The organism is Micromonospora sp. URMC 105, from assembly GCF_051386295.1.
Taxonomy (GTDB): domain Bacteria; phylum Actinomycetota; class Actinomycetes; order Mycobacteriales; family Micromonosporaceae; genus Micromonospora.
Window position 1 is genome coordinate 40008 of sequence record NZ_JBPQTL010000030.1, and the last position, 19049, is coordinate 59056.

12 protein-coding genes are annotated in these 19049 nt (G+C 75.6%); 4 read left to right on the top strand and 8 right to left on the bottom strand.

Annotation, left to right across the window (positions count from 1 at the left end):
- Positions 1-68: 68 nt before the first annotated feature.
- From ACSNN7_RS12865 to ACSNN7_RS12875, 3 genes are read right to left on the bottom strand one after another with little or no spacing between them, the layout of a single operon-like run.
- Complete coding sequence (locus tag ACSNN7_RS12865; RefSeq protein WP_436680966.1) at positions 69-884, bottom strand: class I SAM-dependent methyltransferase; 816 nt, start codon at positions 882-884, stop codon at positions 69-71.
- Positions 881-5386 carry an alpha-(1->3)-arabinofuranosyltransferase domain-containing protein gene (locus ACSNN7_RS12870; RefSeq protein WP_436680967.1) on the bottom strand — a complete coding sequence of 1502 codons (4506 nt, stop codon included), beginning with the start codon at positions 5384-5386 and terminating at the stop codon, positions 881-883. Before ACSNN7_RS12870 ends, ACSNN7_RS12865 begins: the two co-directional genes overlap by 4 nt.
- Entirely contained in the window at positions 5383-7044 is a 1662-nt protein-coding gene (locus ACSNN7_RS12875) for a substrate-binding domain-containing protein (protein WP_436680968.1), read from the bottom strand. The genes ACSNN7_RS12870 and ACSNN7_RS12875 overlap by 4 nt, the downstream gene beginning before the upstream one ends.
- A gap of 260 nt (positions 7045-7304) precedes the next feature.
- On the opposite strand from ACSNN7_RS12875, the gene ACSNN7_RS12880 reads away from it, so the two are divergent.
- On the top strand, positions 7305-8465 hold the full coding sequence (locus ACSNN7_RS12880; RefSeq protein ID WP_436680969.1) for a glycosyltransferase family 4 protein: 1161 nt from the start codon (positions 7305-7307) through the stop codon (positions 8463-8465).
- 72 nt (positions 8466-8537) lie between these two features.
- Here the strand turns inward: ACSNN7_RS12880 and ACSNN7_RS12885 are convergent, their stop codons facing one another.
- Complete coding sequence (locus ACSNN7_RS12885) at positions 8538-8702, bottom strand: hypothetical protein (RefSeq protein WP_334457566.1); 165 nt, start codon at positions 8700-8702, stop codon at positions 8538-8540.
- A complete protein-coding gene (locus ACSNN7_RS12890) occupies positions 8699-10417 on the bottom strand; it encodes a hypothetical protein (protein ID WP_436680970.1) in 1719 nt (572 codons plus the stop codon). The genes ACSNN7_RS12885 and ACSNN7_RS12890 overlap by 4 nt, the downstream gene beginning before the upstream one ends.
- A gap of 150 nt (positions 10418-10567) precedes the next feature.
- Here ACSNN7_RS12890 and ACSNN7_RS12895 point away from each other — a divergent pair, with 150 nt between their 5' ends.
- Positions 10568-12943, top strand: a complete 2376-nt coding sequence (locus ACSNN7_RS12895) for a hypothetical protein (RefSeq protein ID WP_436680971.1) — start codon at positions 10568-10570, stop codon at positions 12941-12943.
- A 16-nt stretch (positions 12944-12959) separates the two neighbouring features.
- Here ACSNN7_RS12895 and ACSNN7_RS12900 read toward each other — a convergent pair whose 3' ends face one another.
- A complete protein-coding gene (locus ACSNN7_RS12900; protein WP_436680972.1) occupies positions 12960-13715 on the bottom strand; it encodes an FkbM family methyltransferase in 756 nt (251 codons plus the stop codon).
- A gap of 171 nt (positions 13716-13886) precedes the next feature.
- Here ACSNN7_RS12900 and ACSNN7_RS12905 point away from each other — a divergent pair, with 171 nt between their 5' ends.
- Positions 13887-15089, top strand: a complete 1203-nt coding sequence (locus tag ACSNN7_RS12905) for a polysaccharide biosynthesis protein (protein WP_436680973.1) — start codon at positions 13887-13889, stop codon at positions 15087-15089.
- Positions 15090-15139: 50 nt separating this feature from the next.
- Here ACSNN7_RS12905 and nudC read toward each other — a convergent pair whose 3' ends face one another.
- The gene (gene nudC / locus ACSNN7_RS12910; RefSeq protein ID WP_436680974.1) at positions 15140-16057 is read right to left on the bottom strand and encodes an NAD(+) diphosphatase; all 918 of its coding nucleotides are present in this window, start codon (positions 16055-16057) and stop codon (positions 15140-15142) included.
- 166 nt (positions 16058-16223) lie between these two features.
- Here nudC and ACSNN7_RS12915 point away from each other — a divergent pair, with 166 nt between their 5' ends.
- Positions 16224-18032 carry a VanW family protein gene (locus ACSNN7_RS12915; RefSeq protein ID WP_436680975.1) on the top strand — a complete coding sequence of 603 codons (1809 nt, stop codon included), beginning with the start codon at positions 16224-16226 and terminating at the stop codon, positions 18030-18032.
- 61 nt (positions 18033-18093) lie between these two features.
- Here ACSNN7_RS12915 and ACSNN7_RS12920 read toward each other — a convergent pair whose 3' ends face one another.
- Positions 18094-18720 (bottom strand): NADPH-dependent F420 reductase, encoded by a 627-nt coding sequence (locus ACSNN7_RS12920; RefSeq protein ID WP_436680976.1) that lies wholly within the window; start codon positions 18718-18720, stop codon positions 18094-18096.
- Positions 18721-19049: the final 329 nt, after the last annotated feature.

A 19049-nucleotide genomic window follows, 5' to 3' on the forward strand; every position in this document is an offset into this window, starting at 1 on the left:
TTTCCTCCCTGGAGGAGCTCAATTTCGTCGTTGTCGATCAGTGGGATGGCCGCGAGGTTACTACCTGGTCACATCCGGACGCGACCCCCGGTCAGCCCTACTTTTTCCGCCTGCCCGGCAACGTCGGGCCGCTCACCGGCACGACGCAGCACGAGCAGGAAGTTCCACGAACCGATTTCCCGCGCCCCGGGAATCCGCACGATCCACCGCCCCCACCAGGGGTGATAGCGGGGCAGCGCGTCCAGCACCTCGACCTCGGGGTTGCCCCGGGCCCAGCGCAGCGCGTCGGCGATGGAGACCGGGAAGAGCGTCTCGCGGAACCGGTTCTTCGGCGGGCGGCCGTTGCGCCGCTCGTACCGCCGCCGGGCCCGCTGCCCGCCCAGGTAGTGCCAGGGGGCGGTCTCGTGCCCGCCCCACGGCGAGAGCCACGGGGTGAACGAGACGAACAGGACGCCGCCGGGCTTCGTCACCCGCGCCATCTCGTCCAGCATGCGGTGCGGCTCGGAGACGTGTTCGAGCACGTTCGACGAGAAACAGACGTCGACGCTGCCAGAGCGCACCGGCAGCGCGGTGCCGCTGCCGCGCAGCATCCCGGCCGAGGACTCCGCCGCGGAGAAGTCCCCCACGTCCGGGTCCAGGCCCACGTAGCGGGCACCGGCGGCGCGGAACGCCTGCGCGAAGTAGCCGGGGCCGCCGCCCACGTCGAGCACCGTCCGCCCGGCCAGCCCGGCGTAGCCGGAGACCTGGCGTACCGAGTCGTCGGCGAGCAGGCCGTAGAAGTGGTCCGGGTCGGTCTGCTCGACCAGGAAGGCCCGGAACAGGGCCACCGACCGGCTCAGCGTGGCGAACCGGCGGCGGGCCGCCGGTCCCTGTCCAACGGTCATCGCACTACCGTCCCGTCCTCGTCCTCGCCGGCGGTCGGCCGGTCAGCGTCCTCGTCCTCCGCGGAGTCCGGCACATCGTCCCCGTCGTCCGCGGGGTCCGGCGCACGGGGCCCGTCGTCCGTCGCGGGCCCGTCGTCCGTCGCGGAACCGGCGTCCGTCGCGGAACCGGCGTCCGTCGCGGAACCGGCGGGCGGCTCGTCCCGCGCGGCGTCGGCCCCGCCGCCGGGCGTGGACGGCGCACCGGCGACCGGGTCGGGCTCGCCTGCCGGACCGCCGCCGGTCGCCGGGACCGCGCCGGGGACCGGGACCACCGCGGCGACCACCGCGCCGATCGCCACCAGCATCGCCGCCTGCACCCACGTCCCGTACGCCCACTCCTGGCCGTACCCGCGCAGCCGGCCTGCGACCGCGACCACCGTGGCCACGGTCAGGCCGCCGAAGACCACCACCGGCAGGGCCCGGAGGGCGAGCTGGCGCAACAGCATCGCCGCCAGCACGATCGCCACCGGCAGCACTCCGCCGAGCGCGGCGAGCAGCACCACCAGCAGCGTCCCGACGAACCAGGGGGCACTCTCGGCGGGCAGCGCCCCGGGGCCCTCCGGTCGCCGCCGCACCGGCCAGGCGGCGAGCACCAGCACGGCCAGCGCGGTCAGCGCGCCCACGGCCAGGCCGCCCCGGTAGGCGCGGTCGGGGGTGAACTCCAGCCGCACCTCGCCGCCGGCCCCCGCCGGCAGCACCCAGGCCTGCTGCCACCCGTCGACCCGGGTGGCCGGCAACGTCCGCCCGTCCAGGGTGGCCGTCCACCCGGCGTTCGCGTTCTCGGGTACGACCAGCAGCGCGCTCTCCCCGGCGGCGACCCGTACCCGGCGCTCGGTCGGGGCCCAGTCGAGCACCGACACGTCCCGGTGCCGGGGTGCGGCGGCGGCCGGGCCGGCAGGCCGCAGCGTCGCGTCCTGCACCACGAAGCCGCGCGACGGTGAGCTGGCCAGCCGGTGCCCGCCGGCCGGCAGGTCCACCACCGCGCCGGTCTCCCCGCAGAGGGTGACCGGCATCGGCCGCCCGGCGACGACGTCGCCGAGGGTGCCGGCGACCGCCGTGTCGTAGCGGAAACCGTCGAGTTCCACCGCCGGCCCGGCGCCGCACGGCACGGATACCCGGGAACCGGCGCTCAGCGGCCGGATCGGCAGGCCGGGGATCTCCACCTCGGCGATGCCGACGGTGGCGGTCCAGCCGTTGCCACGCCGGTCGGCCACCCGGTCGGCGGCCTCCCGTACGACGACTTCCACCCGGTCGGTACGCGCGGCGGCGAACCGGACCAGCCCGTCCGGGCCGACCGGCACGAGCTGGGTACGGCCACCGGCGCGCACCTCGACCCGGGTCGGCGGGGAACCGATCGGCAGGTCGGCGGGGCGCAGCCGGAGCCGGTCGATCCGGCGCTGCCCCTTCCAGCCCAGCGTCAGGGTGGGCCGCAGGTCGCCGATGCCGGCCAGCCAGGCCGTGCCCGGGTCCCCGTCGACCGCCGCGTACGGGGCCACGGACGGGTCACCGGCCAGGTGCGACGACGCGCCGGCGGTCACCGGGGCACCGGCCGGCGTGACCGCGCCACCGGGGCGGGCGACCGCGGTGACGGTCAGCCGGTACGTGCCGGCGGTGGTGCTGCGGAACAGCCGGTCGACCCCGAGCGGCTCCTCGCCGACCCGGGCCAGGAAACGGTCGCAGCGCACCACGGTGCCGGCCGGCCGGACCCCCGCCGTGGTCCGCGTGACCGGCACGACCCCGGAGTTCGCCGGCACGGCGTCGGAGCCGGCCGGCACCGCGCGGGGGTCGCCCTCGGGCGCGTCGGCCGGGTAGCACGCCGGCCGGTCGCCCGCGCCCCGGCTGAACGACCAGGCGACCGGGCCGGTGCCGGTGGCCGGCAGGTCGGTCGGCACCCGCAGCGCCCGGCGGGGCGTGACGTCGGGGACGGTGAGTTCCCGGATACCCACCCCGCCGTCGAGCCGGTTGCCGGCCACCGCCAGCACGGTGATCCGGATCGTGCTGGTCGCCCCGGGCAGGGTGTAGTACGTCTGCGCGCCCAGCCCGGCGGTGACGTCGTGGTCGACCGAGCCGCGGTCGGTGCTGATCCGGAACCGGGTCACCGGCCAGCCGACCCCGAGGTCGTCGACGAACGCCAGGGAGACCTGCTGGACCTCGCGCGGGGTGTCCAGGTCCAGTTGGAGCCACTGCCCCACCGGCCCGGCCAGGGCCGCCGAGTGCCAGGCGGTGCCGGCGTCCCCGTCGACGGCGGCGAACGGCAGGTGCGACGGATCTGCCGGGGCCAGGTTGTCCACGAAGCTGGCCGCCGTGGCGGCGCTGACCTCGCGCAACCCCTGGTAGGTCGCGACGGTCTGGTGCCGGCGGCCGCCGAAGGGCAGCAGGTCGAGGGCCACCCGGCCCTGCCGGCCCGACTCCGCCGCGGTCATCGTCTGGCTGAGGTTGTCCCGTACCCGGCCGATGTCGCGTTCCCGGCGGCGCAGGCCGTCGGTGACGATCCACCGGTCGCCGGTGGCGCCGACGTCGGCGTCGGCGCGGTCGCCGGCCAGCACCACCGGGCGGTCCCGCTCCACCAGGCCCTGCTCGAGCAGGGGCAGCAGCGACTCGGGGCCGCCGCTGACCGTGGGCACGTCGGCGGTGAGCACCGCCGAAGCGGCCGGCACCGGGCGCTCCACCTCGTACACCTCGACGGCCGGCAGCGCGCCGGCGTCGTCGTCGACCGGGCTGCCGGCGGCCCGGCGGACCGCGTCGGTGCTGCCGAAGGTGGCCACCCGGGTGATCCCCGGCGACCCGGCCAGTGCCCGGCGCAGCACCGCCACCGGCGGGGCGTCGACCTGCGTACGGTCGATGTCGTTGCGCAGCAGCAGGTGGCGGAAGCCGGAGCGGGCCAGGAAGTCCGCCAGCCCGGCCGAGCCGCGGCCACCGGCCAGCACCGTCTCGACGGTGTCCATCATCCGGATGTTGCCGATCGAGCCGAGCGGGATCTGGTGGCGCACCGCCCAGGGCGCCCCGGCCAGGGACTGCAACGGCTCGTCGACGGTGCGTCCCCAGTCGTACTGGCCGAAGCCGGAACCCGGCACCACCAGCGTGCGGGCCAGCGCATCCCGGTCGGCGAGCCAGGTGGCCGCCGCCCGCCAGTGCGGCGGCAGGTCCGACCAGCCGGGGCCGGGGCGCAGCAGCCCCGTCCAGGCCGGCGCGGCCGCCCCCAGGACCAGGGCGAAGACCGGCACGAACACCACCGGGCGCAACCGCAGCCCGGGCCGTCGGCGGCGGGCGGCGGTGTGCAGCCGGGTGACCCAGGCGTCGACGCCGTGCGCGAAGCCGAGCATCAGCGGCAGCCGCAGCACCGGCTCCAGCTTGTGCACGTTGCGGAACGGTGCCAGCGGGCCGTCCAGCAGGTCGCGGACCTGCTCGGAGAGGGGGCTGTCCAGGCTGCCGACGTAGCCCATGGTGAGCAGGGTCAGCCCGGCCAGGAAGCCGAGCACCAGGAATCGCCGCTCCGGCAGCAGGTTGCCGGCCAGCCCGGCCAGGCCGACCAGCGCGACCACGGCGGTGAGCGCCATCAGCGCCGGGTGGTCGATCAGCAGCCAGCCCGCCGGCCACCACGGGTCGCCCTGGACGATGTACGCCACCCACTGGTTGGTGCCGCGTACCGCCTGGAACAGCGAGGCGACCGCGGTGGTCGTGGTGGACGACTCGATGTAGTCCAGGAACGGCAGGCTGTACTCGCCGAGCAGCAGCAGCGGCACGATCCACCAGAGGCAGACCCCGACGACGCCGAGGCACCACCAGCCGACCAGCCGCAGGTGGGCGGCGTCCCAGCGGCGGGAGAGCAGCCACACCCCGGGCAGCACCAGGGCCAGCAGCACGACCGCCGCGTTGATGCCGCCCATGCCGAGCACGGCCAGCGCGGAGAGCGCCGCGGCCCGGCGCGGCGAGCCGATCCGCTTCACCTGCACCAGCGGCAGCAGCACCCAGGGCAGCATGGCCGCGGAGAGGACCTCGGAGGAGAGCGCGCCGATCTCGGTGAGCATCCGGGGCGCCAGCGCGTAGCCGAGCGCGGCGGCGTACCGGGTCGGTTCGGTGCCGATGCCGAACGCGCGGGCCAGCCGCAGCAGGCCGTAGAAGGCGGCGCAGAACAGCACCGCGCACCAGAGCCGCTGGGTGACCCACGGGGGTACGCCGAGCAGTTGCCCCGCGCCGAAGAACGGCCCCATCGGGAAGAGGTAGCCGTACGCCTGGTTCTGCAACTCGCCGGAGGTGGCCTCCGGGTTCCACAGGTGCAGCGCCCGGGCCATGAAGTGCAGGGGGTTCGCCGCCAGGTCGAGCTTGGTGTCGAAGGTGACCTGGCCGGGCCGCTGCGCGAACGCCAGCACGGTGAGCAGCACCAGGCAGGACGCGGTGGCGGGGGCCTCGCGGACCGGCCGGACGACCCGGTCCAGCACCCGCCGCGCCGAGGTGGCGGTCACCGCCGGCACTCCGGGGGCAGGCAGCTCAGGTTGGCCAGGGCGGAGAAGAAGACCTGCCGCATGCCCTTCGGATGGGCGGTGCGGTGGACCTGCCCGCCGGTGACCTTGGCGATCGCGTTCAGCTCCTCCGGGTCCACGTCCGGGCCGAGGCCGACGAAGACGATCGGCAGCGGCTTGCGCGGGTCCTGCATGGCGGCGAGCTCGGCGAGGAACTTCTTCCGGTCGATGCCCTCGGCGTCCTCGTTGCGCCCGTCGGTCATCACCAGCACCAGGTTGATCCGCCCCGGGGTCCAGTGCCGCCGCGCCTCCCGGTACGCCGCCAGGGTCGAGTCGTACAGGCCGGTGCCGCCCTTGGGCTTGACCTTCACCTCGCCGAGCCGCTGCGCCAGCGCGGCCCGCTGCGCGCGCAGCGGCCGGACCGGCAGGATCTCCCGGTAGTCCCGGTCGCCGTCGACCCGGGTGGAGAAGACCCAGATCCCCAGCTCGCTGTTGTCCAGCAGCAGCCCGGCACCCTCCCGGGCGGCGGCCACGGTGGCGTCGAGCCGGGTGCCGCCGCCGGGCACCCGGGCGGCCATCGAGCCGGAGACGTCCAGCACGGTGAGGATCCGGGCGCTGCGCTGCACCCCGCTCCACCCGGTCAGCATCTCGGTCACCGTCTCCTCGGCCGGCAGCGCCACCGGTTCGCGTACCGCCGGGTCGAGGCGGCGGTCGCGCGGCATGGCGGGCGGGTAGCCGGCGGCGGTGCGGAAGCCGTACCCGGTCAGCACCTCCCGGGAGGTGTTGGTCAGCAGGTCGCTGAGGAAGCCGGCGGCGGCGTCCCGCACGGCGTCGCGGGCGGCGGGCAGCACGGCGTACGGCAGGTCGAGCGCGGGGACCGCCACCTCCGGGTACGCGGCGACCAGCTTGTCGGCGCCGGCCAGCGCGTTGTGCCCGAGCACCGCCTGTTCGGTGGTGGCGACGGCTTCGGAGCGGCCGGGCAGCTTGGCGCCCGGGGAGAGCGCCGCCCCGGTGCCGGTGGGGCTGAACGTGTGGCCGGCGAGCCGGCGCAGCGTCGCCGCCACCACCCCGCGCGGGTCGCGTTCCCCGGCGGCGAGCGCCCGGACGCCGAGCAGCGCGCCCACCCCGGCGGCGTCGGCGGCCGGGTCGGGCAGCCCGACCGGGCGGGCGCCGGCCCGGGGACCGATGAGCGGCGCCCAGGTCAGTGGCTTGGCGGGCCAGCCGGACCGGCGGGCCACCGGCTCTGTCACCGCGAGCACCACCGGGGTGCTCGCCACCGACGTGCCCTGCCCGGGCACCTCGAAGGCGCCGGCGGCGCGGGCCCGCCGCAGCCAGAACGTCGACTCGGGCAGCCAGGCGTCGGCCACCTCGGCGCCACTGGCCAGTTCGGCGGCGACGGCGTCGGACTCGCGGGACTCCACGGCGATCGACACGCACGGCTGCCGGCCCACCGAGGCGCGGGCGATCCGGTCCACCGCCGGGGCGACCACCGGGGCGGCGGCCACCCGCAGCCGCACCCGCTCGGCGCACTCCGGCGTCACCTGCTCGTCACGCAACCAGGCGTACCCGGCCCAGCCGACGAGCAGCAGCACCAGGGCGGCGCTGAGCAGCACCACCGGGGAACGGCGGGCGAGCAACCGCGCCGGCACGTCGCGCACCACGGCTGCCTCCCCTCCTGGCCGTCGCCCGTCCGTCGGCACGCTGCCGCAGGTCACGGGTGTCGCGGACGGCCCTCGCCGGTGTGTTCACCGACCCCGCATCGTTCCGCGATGACACACCCTGCCAAGGTTTCGGGTCCCCGGCAAACCCCCGGTCGACGAGCTGTTATCCGATCGTCGCTGCCGGTCCGACCCATTGCGCCCGCGGGCCGGGCCGCCCTAGGGTGGCGCGATCGTGCCGCTTACTGACCGGTAGGAGCAGCGTGGACCACTCCAGCAGCACCACCGCTCGCCACGTGCTGTTCCTCAACTGGCGCGACACCAGCAACCCCGAGGGCGGGGGGTCGGAGGTCTACATCGAGCGGATCGCCGCCGAACTGGTCGCCGCCGGACACCGGGTCACCATGCTCTGCGCCGCCCACGCGAACGGCGGCCCGGAAGAGACCAACCCCGACGGCGTACGCCTGCTGCGCCGCGGCTCCCGGCACACGGTGTACGCCCGCGCGGCCCTGACCTACCTGGCCGGCCGGTTCGGGCTGGGCCCGCTGGGCCGGCGCGGCCTCGGCCTGCCGGACCTGGTGGTGGACGTCTGCAACGGCGTGCCGTTCTTCGCCCCGCTCTACGCCGGTCGCCCGGTGCTCGCGCTGGTGCACCACGTGCACCGGGAGCAGTGGCCGGTGGTCTTCGGCCCGTGGATGTGCCGGCTGGGCTGGTGGATCGAGTCGTGGCTGGCGGTCCGGCTCTACCGCCGCTGCCGCTACGTGACGGTCTCCGAGGCCAGCCGCGCCGAGCTGGCCGAGCTGGGGGTGGACGCGGAGCGGATCGACGTGGTGCCCAACGGCACCCCGCCGGTGACCGGACCGCCGCTGCCCCGCACCACCCACCCGTCGCTGCTGGTGCTGGGTCGACTGGTGCCGCACAAGCGGGTCGAGATCGCCATGCGCACGGTCGCCGAGCTGGCCGGGGAGCTGCCGGAGCTGGAGCTGGTGGTGGCCGGTCAGGGCTGGTGGGAGCAGCCGCTGCGGGAGGTGGCCGACTCCCTCGGCATCGCCGACCGGGTCCGCTTCACCGGCTTCATCAGCGAGGAGGAGAAGCACGAGGTGCTCTCCTCCTGCTGGCTGGCGCTGACCCCGTCGCTCAAGGAGGGCTGGGGGCTGACCATCGTCGAGGCCGCCGCCCGCAGCACGCCGACGATCGCGTTCCGCTACGCCGGTGGCGTCGCCGAGGCGATGGTCGACACCGAGACCGGCCTGCTGGTCGACGACGAGCGCGAGTTCACCGACCGGGTCCGCGAGCTGCTCGCCGACGACGTGCGGCGCAAGGCGATGGGCGAGGCGGCACTGGTCCACGCGGGGCGCTTCACCTGGGCCGCGACCGGGGCGCGCTTCGCGCAGCTGGTCGCCCGGCTCACCGCCGCCCGCTGACGGCCGGCGCGCACCGGCCCCGGACACGCGACCGGGGCGCCCGCAACAGCGGACGCCCCGGTCGACGGTGGTTCAGCGCGTGCCGTACAGGGTGCTCTCGGAGCTCTGCTCGCTCACCTTGGTGTTGGCGGCCTCCTTGGCGGACGGGCTGAGCGCATTCGCCAGACCGACGCTGCCGAGCAGGCCGAGCACGACCCCGAGCACCCCGACGGCGACGAACGCGGGCAGGTTCCTCATCCACCTTCTCCTTCCGCGGGACTCGCGTGCCGGGACGCTACCATGCGCCGCAGCACCTGCGCAGTGCCCGAAAACCCGATGGCCAACACCACCGTTCCGGCCAGCAGGTGGGCGAGACCGACCGGACCGGGGCCGGCCCGACCGGCCGGGGCCGTCCAGGCCGGGTTCTCGTAGAGGGCCAACTCCGGCCCGGCGTGGGCCAGTCGCAGCCCGGCCAGCGACGTCCCGGGCACCGCCGGACCGGAGGCCCGCTGCACCAGGACCCAGCGCGCCTTCATCGCGGCCAGCGGACGGCCGGCGGCGAGCAGGTCGCGCACCTGGGCCGCCCGCGGATCCTCCTTGCCGACCGCGACGTCACCCACCCACAGGGTGTCGTCGATCAGCACCGGCGACGACAGGTACCGCGGAGCCGGGTCGATCACCACCCGGTCGCCGTTCCAGGCGTACCGCTGGTACTCCTGGAACGGCAGGGAGATCACCTCGCCCGGCCGGTCGGCCACCTGCCGGGCGACCACGGCCCAGTCGGCCGGGTAGTGCACCGGCGTCAACCGGCCGAGCGCCCCGAAGGCCAGGTCGGGCAGGAGCGCCACCGGCAGCATGGCCGCGCCGACCAGCAGCACCGTGCCGGTGGTCCGGTCGAACCGGGTGGCCAGCCGGTCCGCGAGCCGTTCCACGCCGAGCGCCACGGCCACCGCGAGGGCCAGCGCGTACGGGACGAGCAGCTTCTGCCCGTCGCGGACCAGCCCGCCCCCGGGCGCGGTGTCGACCAGCCAGCCGAGCAGCGCGGCCCCACCAGGCAGCACGCCGAGCGCCGCCACCAGCCACGATCCGGCGGCCAGCACCAGCAGCCGCACGGGCGCCCCGGCCGGCCAGCGCCGGCGCAGCAGCGCCAGGCCATACCCGGCCAGGAGCAGCAGCCCGACGGTGGCCGGCGGCACGAACCCGGCCTGGCGGGACACCGGGACGGTCAGCGCGTTCCAGATCCCGCCGGTGCCGGCGAGCGCGACCAGCGACCCACCCCAGTTCTCGGCACGCGCGGCGAAGGCCGGCACCCCGGCCGGGTCGGAGCGGCCCCCGGTGGCGCTGCCCAGCCCGGCCACCAGCCACGGCGCGTTGAGCAGCACCGTCACCGCGAGCCCGATGCCGGCCCGGCGGGCGGCGCCGGGGTAGCGGCCGGGCAGCAGCACCGCCACCGCCACCAGGGCGATCAGCCCGCCGGTCGGGGTGATCGCGGAGACCGCGGCCGCCAGCAGCAGCCCGGGCAGCGCCCCGGGCCGGCCCGCGCGCACCCCGAGCGCCGCCGCCACCAGCCAGGGCAGCATCGCGTACGCCAGCAGCAGCCCCCACTGCCCGATCAGCAGCCGCTCCGCCAGGTACGGCGTCCAGGCGTACCCGAGCGCGGCGACCACCCGTACGGCGGTGCGGTTGGTGGGCACCAGCCGGGCAGCGCCGAGCGCGGCGAACCAGAGGATCGCCACCAGCACCAGCCGTTGCAGCAGCCAGCCGGGGACCAGCAGGTTGGCGAGGGCGACCACGGCGTCCTGCGGCACGGCGCGGGGCAGCGCCGAGGCCGGGGCGATCACGTCCCAGCTCAACGCCTGCCGGGGCACGAAGACCATGTCGTAGCGGAGCACGTACCCGGGCAGCGCCAGCGGCGCGAGCACCACCGCCGCCACGACGGCGGCCACGCCGTACGGCACCAGCCGTCCACGCATCCGTCGACCCCCACCTGCCTGCCGGGCGCGGCCCGACCGCGCCGTGGTGGCTCGCCACTGTACGCGGCCACCGCCGCGCTCCGGCGACGACCGGGAACCACCCGATGACCTGATGGGACGCCAGGTGCCCGGTGTGGCAGTCTTCCCGCCATGGCATCGACCGGCTCGACCACCTCCCCCGAAGGGACCGGCCTCATCGGCGGCTGGGCGCGCGTGCACCCGGTCCGGGCGGTGGCCGTCGCCATGATCCTGGTGAGCCTGGCCTGGCGGGCGCAGCTCGCCTCGCGCGGCTACCTGGCGGTCGACGACTACATGCTGATCGCCCGGGCCGCCGAGGCCGAGCTGACCCCGGGCTTCCTGCTCACGCTCTACAACAACCACTTCATGCCGGCCGCGCTGCTGATCACCTGGCTGGTGACCCGGGCGGCCGGCCTCGCCTACTGGCCGTACGTCCTGATCCTCACCGCCGCCCAGGCGATCCTCGCGGTGAGCTTCGCCCGGCTGCTGCGCACCCTGGTACGCCCCGGCTGGGCGCTGCTGGTGCCGCTGGCGGTGTTCCTGTTCAGCCCGCTGACCCTGGAGGCCACCTCCTGGTGGGCGGTCGGGGTGAACATGCTGCCGATGCAGATCGCCATGGTGCTCGCGGTCGGCGCCCAGGTCCGGTACGTGCGCACCGGCCGGCGGCGGCACCTGGTGACCCTCGCCCTGGCCGTGCTCTTCGGGCTGCTCTTCTTCGAGAAGGCCCTGCTGGTGGTGCCGCTGGTCTTCCTGCTGACCGCGTTCCTGTTCGTCGGCGGCCCGCCGGTGCGGGCGGTGCTGACCACCGTCCGCCGGTACTGGCCGTCGTGGCTGCTGCTGACCGGCCTCTCGCTGGGCTTCCTGGCCCTCTACGGCTCCCGGGCGGAGTCGTCGCTGCGTCGGCCGGACTCGCTCGGCGAGGTGTTCTCCTTCCTCTGGCAACTCCTCGGCTCCACGGTCGTACCGGGTCTGCTGGGCGGGCCGTGGCGCTGGCTGCCGGCCGGTGACGGCGCCCCGGTGACCGCCCCGCCGGAGCTGGGCCGATGGATCGCCTGGGCGGCCTTCCTGGTGCTGGTGGTGCTGACCGTCCGGCTGCGCCGGGTCGCCGGGCGGGCCTGGCTGCTGCTGGCGTCGTACCTGACCCTGGTGACCGCTCTGCTGGCCGCCACCCGACTCGGCTCGATCTACAGCGACGTCGCCGGTGCCGTCCCCCGGTACGTCAGCGACGTGGTGGTGGTGGCCGCGCTCTGCATCGGCGTCGCCCTGCTCGGCCTGCGGCCGGCGCCGGACCGTTTCGCCCCCGCCGACCCGGCACCGGCGGACCGCGACGACGCCGACCCGGCCGACACCGACTCCGACGTCGACGCCGCGCGGGTGGACAACGCCACGACCGGCGACCAGCCCACCGGCACCGCGACCGCAGACGCGGGCGACGACGAGGAGCCGGACCGGCCCACCGCCGCGCCCGAGCCGGTCACGGCCGACGTGCAGCGCCCGGCCGACGCCGAGCCGGCCCCCCGGGTCACCGTGCCGGCCGCCGCCTACCGGGGCCACGGCGTGCTGCACGCCGAGTACGACGACGACGATCTGCCGGCCCCGGTCCGCCCGCCGGCGGCGCGACCGTTCGACGCGCCACCGCAGAGAGCCGGCGCGGCCACCCGCCCGACCCCACCGGCCGCCATCCCGCCGGTGTCGCCCGCCACGGCCACCGGCCCGGCGGGGCGCACCGTCGCCGCGAGCGGGCCGGCGAGCCCGGCGGATCCGCACCTCGACCGGCCGGAGCAGCCGGCCCTGCCGGCGGCGTTCACCGGCGGACGCGACCCGGAGGACCCGCCGCCCCCGGCCGTGCTGGTACGCCACCGGGAGGCGGTCTCCGCCGGCCTGGCCCTCGCCCTGGTCGCCGCCGGTCTCGGCACCGCCTGGACGACCGCCCGGTTCGGCGACGAGTGGGCGGTGAAGGCCGGGCGCACCTACCTGGACACCGTCCGGGCCGAACTGGCCGCCGCCCCGCCCGGCACGGTCTTCTTCGACCAGCCGGTCCCCGGTGACGTGGTGCCGGCGCTCTCCGCGCCGTACAACCGGCAGTCGACGTTCTTCCGGGCGCTGCCGGAGCGGCCGGTCTTCGTCACCGAGGCGGAGGCGCCGTCACTGTTCGACCGCACCGGCCGGATCACCCCGGTACGCATCGACGGCCCAACCGTGCAGCCGGGACCGGAGCAGGCGTGCGGCTGGAAGATCACCGACGGCGAGACGGCGCGGATGCCGCTGACCGGACCCCGCGACGACTGGTTCTGGGTGGTCCGGATCGGCTACCTCAGCTCCGGCGACAGCACCGCCACGTTCCGGCTCGGTGGCAAGGAGAAGCGGTTCCCGGTGAAGACCGGCCTGCACCAGATCTACTTCGAGTTCACCGGCGGCGGGGACACCGCCGAGCTGACCGTCGCCGACCCCGACGTGACCCTCTGCACCAACGAGGTCGCCGTCGGCACCCCCACGCCCCAGCAGTGACGGCCCCGGCCGGGGTTCACTCCGGCCGGAACAGCACCGAGTTGACGTAGCGGGGGCGGGGCCAGAGCACCCGGCGGGCGAAGCTCTGGCCCACCCGGGCGATCGCCTCCCGCTGGTGCCGCCCGAGGTCGAAGTCGGCCAGCGGCACCCAGGTACGCCCCGGCAGGACGTACCCCCGGTAGCCCCAGCCGGTGAGCAGCTCCAGCAGCGGCTCCACCGGCTGGATCCGCTCCTCCACCTCGATCAGCAGCGCCGGCCGGTCGCGCCGGACGGTCTCCGCCCCGCCGCGCAGCGCGGGAAGCTCGTGCCCCTCGATGTCGAGCTTGACGAAGCGCACGTCGGTCAGGCCCAGCGAGTCCAGGGTGATCCGCGGGACCTCCACCGGGTCGCCCAGCCCGGGGTCCTCCAGCGAGGAGGTGCCGACGATCGGGCCGCCGGCGGGAACGTGCAGCGACGCGGTGCCCGCGTGGTCGGAGACGGCCGCCTCGACCACCTCGGCGGCGGGGAACGCGGTGCGCAGTTGCCGGGCCAGCTGCGGCGTGGGCTCCACCGCCACCACCCGGTCGGCGCGGCGCAGCAGGCGGGCGGTCCACGGGCCGTACCAGGCGCCCACGTCCACGGCGGTGCCGCCGCGCGGCACGAAGTCGGCCAGCCGGGCCAGCTCGGGCTCCACCCGGGGGTAGACCAGCCGGATCCCGTCCGCGACCCACCGTTCGGGGAGCTTCGCGGCCAGCCCGGAGGTAGCTGCCGCGGCCACGTTCGTCGACGCCATGGGGCAGCACACTAGACGCTTCCCGGCCGCGACGGCAGGGGTCACGGGTGCGGGGCTGACGGCCGGTCGGCCGACCGGTACCGTCTCCCCGGTCGGGCCGGGGCGGCCACGGCCGTCGCCGGCCGCGAGGCGCATCCGGTCGTCGGAGCAGCGCGGGCCACTCGGGGCGGCATGACACAGACCATCGGCAGGGACGCCGGCGCGGCGCGGCTCGGGGCCGCCGGCGCCGCCGTCACCGTGGCCACCACCCTGAGCAACGCCCTGGCCTACCTGGTGCCGGTCCTCGGTGCCCGCCGGCTCGACCCGGCCGACCTGGGCGCGCTGGCCACCGTGCTGGCGCTCGGCGCGATCGCCGCCGTGCCCGGGTTCGGCCTGCAGATCGCCGTCGCGGTGCACCGCGCCCGGCGCGGTCCCACCCCCACCGGCCGGCTGGCGCTGCTCACCGCCGGGGTCACCGCCGGCGTCACGGTCGCGGCGGCGCCCCTGCTCACCGTGCTGCTGCGGCTGCCGGTGGCGCTGACCCTGCTGCTCGCGGCGACCACCTTCGCCACCGTGCTGGCCGGCCGCTGGCTCGGCGAGCTCCAGGGCGACCAGCGCTTCCTGCGCCTCTCCGTAGGGATGACGGTGCTCGCCCTCGGCCGCTACGGCGGGCTGATCGCCGGCCTGGCGCTCGGCGGGGGTGCGGTCACCGCACTCCTGCTGGCCACCGTCACCGGGCTGCTCGCCCTGCCGCTGCTGGCCCGCCTCGCCCGCTCCGACCGCCCGGGCCCGCCCGCGACACCGGGGGGCGACCTCCGCCCCACCCACGTGACGACCGCCTGCGCGGCCACCCTGGCGATGCTCACCATCTCGTACGCCGACCTGCTCCTCGCCCGGCAGTTGCTTCCGGCCGACGGCTCCGGGGCGTACGCGGTCGGGGCGGTGCTCACCAAGGGCGCGCTCTGGGCGCCGCAGGTGGTGACCCTGCTCGCGCTGCCCCGGCTGGCCCAGGGCGACCGGCGGGTCCGGGCGCTGGGGCTGGCGGTGATCCTCGCCTGCGGTGCCGTCCTGGTGGCGGCCGCCGCGCTCGGCGGCGAGCTGGCGTTCCGGCTCGCCGGCGGCGCGGACTACCTGCACCTGGCCGGCGAGGCCCCGCTCTTCGCCGCCACCGGCGCCCTCTACGCGGTCGTCTTCATGCTGGTCAACGACCGGGTGGCCGGCGGCGCCCGGTTCCCCGCCGCGCCGCTCTGGGTGGCCACCGCCGGCCTGGCCGGCGCGGCGGTGCTGGTCGCACCGCGCACCGTCGAAGGGGTCCTGGTCTGCGCGCTCGGCACCGCCGCGCTGACCGCCGCCGTGATGGCCTGGCTGGTCCTGCGCCCCCGCCGTCCGAACTGACCCGGGTTCGGCACCGCGGAGGGCGGGCCGCCCGGGGAGCGGATCCGGGGTCAGCCGCCGGCGGCGAGCCAGCTGCCGAGCAGGTGGTGGTCGATCGAGTCGGCCCGGCCCAGCGGCCGTCCCTCGGCCTCCCGGCGGCGCAGTTCGTCCCGGGTGAACCAGCGCGCCTCCAGCAGCTCCACGCCGTCCACCCGGACCTCCTCGGAGGCGGCGGTGGCCCGGAACCCGACCATCAGCCCGGCCGGGAAGGGCCAGGCCTGCGACCCCTGGTACGACAGCGCGGAGAGGGCCACCCCGGCCTCTTCCGCCATCTCCCGGCGGACGGCGTCCTCCAGGCTCTCGCCCACCTCGACGAAGCCGGCGAGCGTGGAGTACGACCCCTCCGGGGCGCCGGCGTGCCGGGCCAGCAGGCAGCGGTCCGGCGATCCGGGCGCCTCGACCAGCACGATGATCGCCGGTTCGATCCGGGGAAAGAGCAGCCGCCCGCAGCGCGGTCCCGAGCAGGCCCGCAGGTGCCCGCCGTCGCGCGCCACGGTGGCCGAGCCGCAGCTGCCGCAGTACCGCTGCTGCCGGTGCCAGTGCAGCAGCCCGCGCGCGTACGCCTGCACCGCCGCCTGGGCCGGATCGAGCCAGGTGACCAGGGCGCGGACGTCGGCGGTCGCGGCGGCGCCGGCCAGCCGGACCGCCTCGGCCCCGGTACGCCCCGAGAGGTCCACGGCGAAGACCGGCACCCCGGCGTCCAGGCCGAGGAAGACGGTCTCGTCGGCGGCGGCGAGCACCTCGGCGGCGTCGGCCGGACGGAGCCGTACCGGCGTCTGGTCGGCGGTGACGAGGCAGTGGTCCCGCCAGAGCGGCAGCAGCACGGCCCCGGGATCGGTGAGCCGATCGGAGATCCACTCCCGGTCGGCGCGCAGCGCCGCCGCCCGGTCCAGCCACCCGCCGCCGTACGCCAGCACCCGATCGCCCACCCGGACACGGTGCCATGGCGACACCCACGCCCGGTGGCCGGGTCACCCCTGACCGACACGCTGTCGGCGGGGTGGCCGCCCGCACGGTGTCCACCGGCCCTCGCGTTGGTTACCGTAGACGTCTTCCGGGGGCCAGCAACCCCCAACGTGGTACGTCCCGATCGAGGTGGCTGTGACCCTTTACGGCGACAAACGTCTCTCCGACGACCGGCCCACGGTGCAGGTGACCGCGGTGACCTGGCCGGGTGACGACGAGCCGGCGCCGACCGGCAGCGGCCCGGGCGGCTCGCGGTCGCGGCGTGGGCGGCTGCTGCTCGCCGGCGGCCTCGCCGCCGCAGTGTTGGCGTCGGTGGCCGGAGCCGGTGCCTACGCGTACGCCGGGGACGTCCCCCGGGGCACGTCGGTACTCGGCGCCGAACTGGGCGGCCGGAGCCGGGGCGAGGCGGTCCGCGAGCTGCGTGCGGAGCTGGAGCGCCGGGGGGCGACCCTGAACGCCCCGCTGACCGTCCAGGTGGGCGAGCAGCGGGCGGAGATCAGCCCGGCCGACGTGGGGCTGGCGATCGACGTGGAGGCCACGGTGGCGGCGGCGGCGGAGGCCGACGCGCCCCCGGTCAGCCGGTTGCTCGGCTCCCGCACGGTCGACCCGGTGGTCACGGTCGACACCGACCGGCTCGACGCGGCGCTGCGCAAGATCATGGGCAAGCAGGGCCGCGAGATGACCATGCCGGCGATCATCTTCACCGGCACCAAGCCGAAGCCGGTGTACCCGAAGCCCGCCCTCTCCCTGGACAAGGCGCGCTCCGCCGAGGCCGTCACGGCCGGCTGGCTCGCCCGCGAGCAGGTCACCGTGCCGCTGGTGGAGCAGGCACCGGCGACCACCGCCGCAGATGTGGACCGGATGGTCGAGGAGCTGGCCAAGCCGGCGGTCGCCGCGCCCGTCACGCTGACCACCGACAAGGGCACGGTGACCATTCCCCCGGCGGCGATCGCACGGGGCCTGCGCTTCTCGGCCGACGAGGCCGGCAAGCTCACCCCCCGGGTGGACGTGAAGCGGCTCCGCGCCGCCCTCGGCACCAAGCTGGCGTCGATCGAGTCGCCGCCGAAGGACGCCACGATGACCATCTCCGGCGGCAAGCCGAAGGTGGTGGCCGGTCGCCCGGGCCAGCAGCTGGACTCGGCCGCGCTCGGTCGTGACCTGCTCGCCGTCCTGCCCAAGGCAGAGGGGCGGACGATCAGCGGCGAGCTGAAGCCGGCGGAGCCGGAGCTGACCGTGGAGAAGCTCGGCGCGCTGGGCATCAAGGAGCGGGTCTCCACCTTCACCACCCGGTTCCCCGGCGGGCTCTCCTCGCCGCGCAGCCAGAACATCATCCAGGCCGCCAAGGACGTCGACGGCACGGTGGTGAAGCCGGGTGAGACGTTCTCGCTGAACGGGCACACCGGGGAGCGCGGGTACGACCAGGGCTACAAGGACGCGCCGGTGATCGTCGGCGGCAAGCTGGTGCCCGGGGTGGGCGGCGGCGTCTCGCAGTTCACCACGACGCTCTTCAACGCCACCTACTACGCGGGCCTGGAGGACGTCGAGCACAAGCCGCACTCGTTCTACTTCAGCCGCTACCCGGCGGTGATCGAGTCGACCATCTTCTGGCCGGACCTGGACTTCAAGTTCCGCAACAACACCCCGCACGGCGTGCTGATCGACACCTCGTACACGTCCAGCACGATCACCGTGTCGATCTGGAGCACGAAGATCTACGACAGCGTGAAGACCGAGTACGGTCCCCGCCGCAACATCACCAAGCCGAAGACGGTCTACCTGAAGCCCGGTCCCACCTGCATCGCCGCGGTGGGCAGCGACGGGTTCGCCCAGGACGCCTTCCGGGTGATCAAGAAGGACGGCAAGGTGGTCAAGCGGGAGAAGTTCAGCTGGACCTACGACGCCGAGCCCCGCTTCATCTGCGGCCCCGAGCCGTCCTGACCCGGGCACGAAGAAGCCCCGTCGGCTGGTCGCCGGCGGGGCTTTCATCTGTCGTACGCCGTCAGGGCCGCGCCTCGGCCAGTCCCTTCCGTACGCCGCCGGCGTCCCGGTCGGTGCCGTAGACGGGGGTGTCGGGCTGCTGCCGCCAGCTCTCGTCGAGGGTGCCCGCGTCCACCGGGTCGAAGCCCAGCGAGTCGACCAGCTGCATCACCAGCTGCTTGGCCTCGGCGTCGTCGCCGGCCACGGGCAGACCGATCCGGTCGCCCGCCCCGGCAGGACGGCCGTTCTCCATCAGGTGCTGGGCCTGGATGTTGTTGAAGGCCTTCACCACCCGGGCGCCCTTGAGATGCTCCGCGGTCCATCGGCTGGAGCTGAGGCTGCGGTCCAGCAGCTCGGCGATGTCGCCGTCGCGCTGCGGGTAGTAGTTGTTCGCGTCCACGACCACCTTGCCGTCGAACAGCTCCGGAGGCAGGGCCGGCACGGCCAGCAGCGGGATCGCGATGATGACCAGTTCGGCGTCCTGCACGGCCTGCTCGAGGGTGCCTGCGGTGGCGCCGGTCTCCTCGGCCAGGTCGGTGAGGGTCTGCGGCCCCCGCGAGTTGGCGACTGTCACGTCGTGGTCGAGGGTCCGCAGCCGCCGGGTGAGCGTCCCACCGATGTGCCCCGAGCCGATGATTCCGATCTTCATGACCACTCCTGCCTCCGCCGGTCCCGACGGTCAGTTCCGGTCGTACGGTGAGCAGGTACCCCGACCGGTCCGCCCCGATTGCGGACGAGGCGTACTCCACGTCACGTTTCCCGCCATCACGCCGGGGGACCACGCAGCGGGGGGCGGGTCCCGCACCGACGGTACCCAGAAGACGGCGCGGGTCCGGCCGATTCGCCGAACCAGGGCAGACGGATTTCCGGACCGTAGAAACACATCAGGGCCACCCCTATTGGGGTGGCCCTGATGTGAATGGTTGTCCGGCGGTGTCCTACTCTCCCACACCCTCCCGAGTGCAGTACCATCGGCGC

Coding starts and splice junctions, on each gene's coding strand:
- ACSNN7_RS12900 (WP_436680972.1), bottom strand. CDS start 13,715: ATGGCGTCGACGAACGTGGCCGCGGCAGCTACCTCCGGGCTGGCCGCG.
- ACSNN7_RS12865 (WP_436680966.1), bottom strand. CDS start 884: ATGACCGTTGGACAGGGACCGGCGGCCCGCCGCCGGTTCGCCACGCTG.
- ACSNN7_RS12890 (WP_436680970.1), bottom strand. CDS start 10,417: ATGCGTGGACGGCTGGTGCCGTACGGCGTGGCCGCCGTCGTGGCGGCG.
- ACSNN7_RS12920 (WP_436680976.1), bottom strand. CDS start 18,720: ATGAAGATCGGAATCATCGGCTCGGGGCACATCGGTGGGACGCTCACC.
- ACSNN7_RS12895 (WP_436680971.1), top strand. CDS start 10,568: ATGGCATCGACCGGCTCGACCACCTCCCCCGAAGGGACCGGCCTCATC.
- ACSNN7_RS12885 (WP_334457566.1), bottom strand. CDS start 8,702: ATGAGGAACCTGCCCGCGTTCGTCGCCGTCGGGGTGCTCGGGGTCGTG.
- ACSNN7_RS12905 (WP_436680973.1), top strand. CDS start 13,887: ATGACACAGACCATCGGCAGGGACGCCGGCGCGGCGCGGCTCGGGGCC.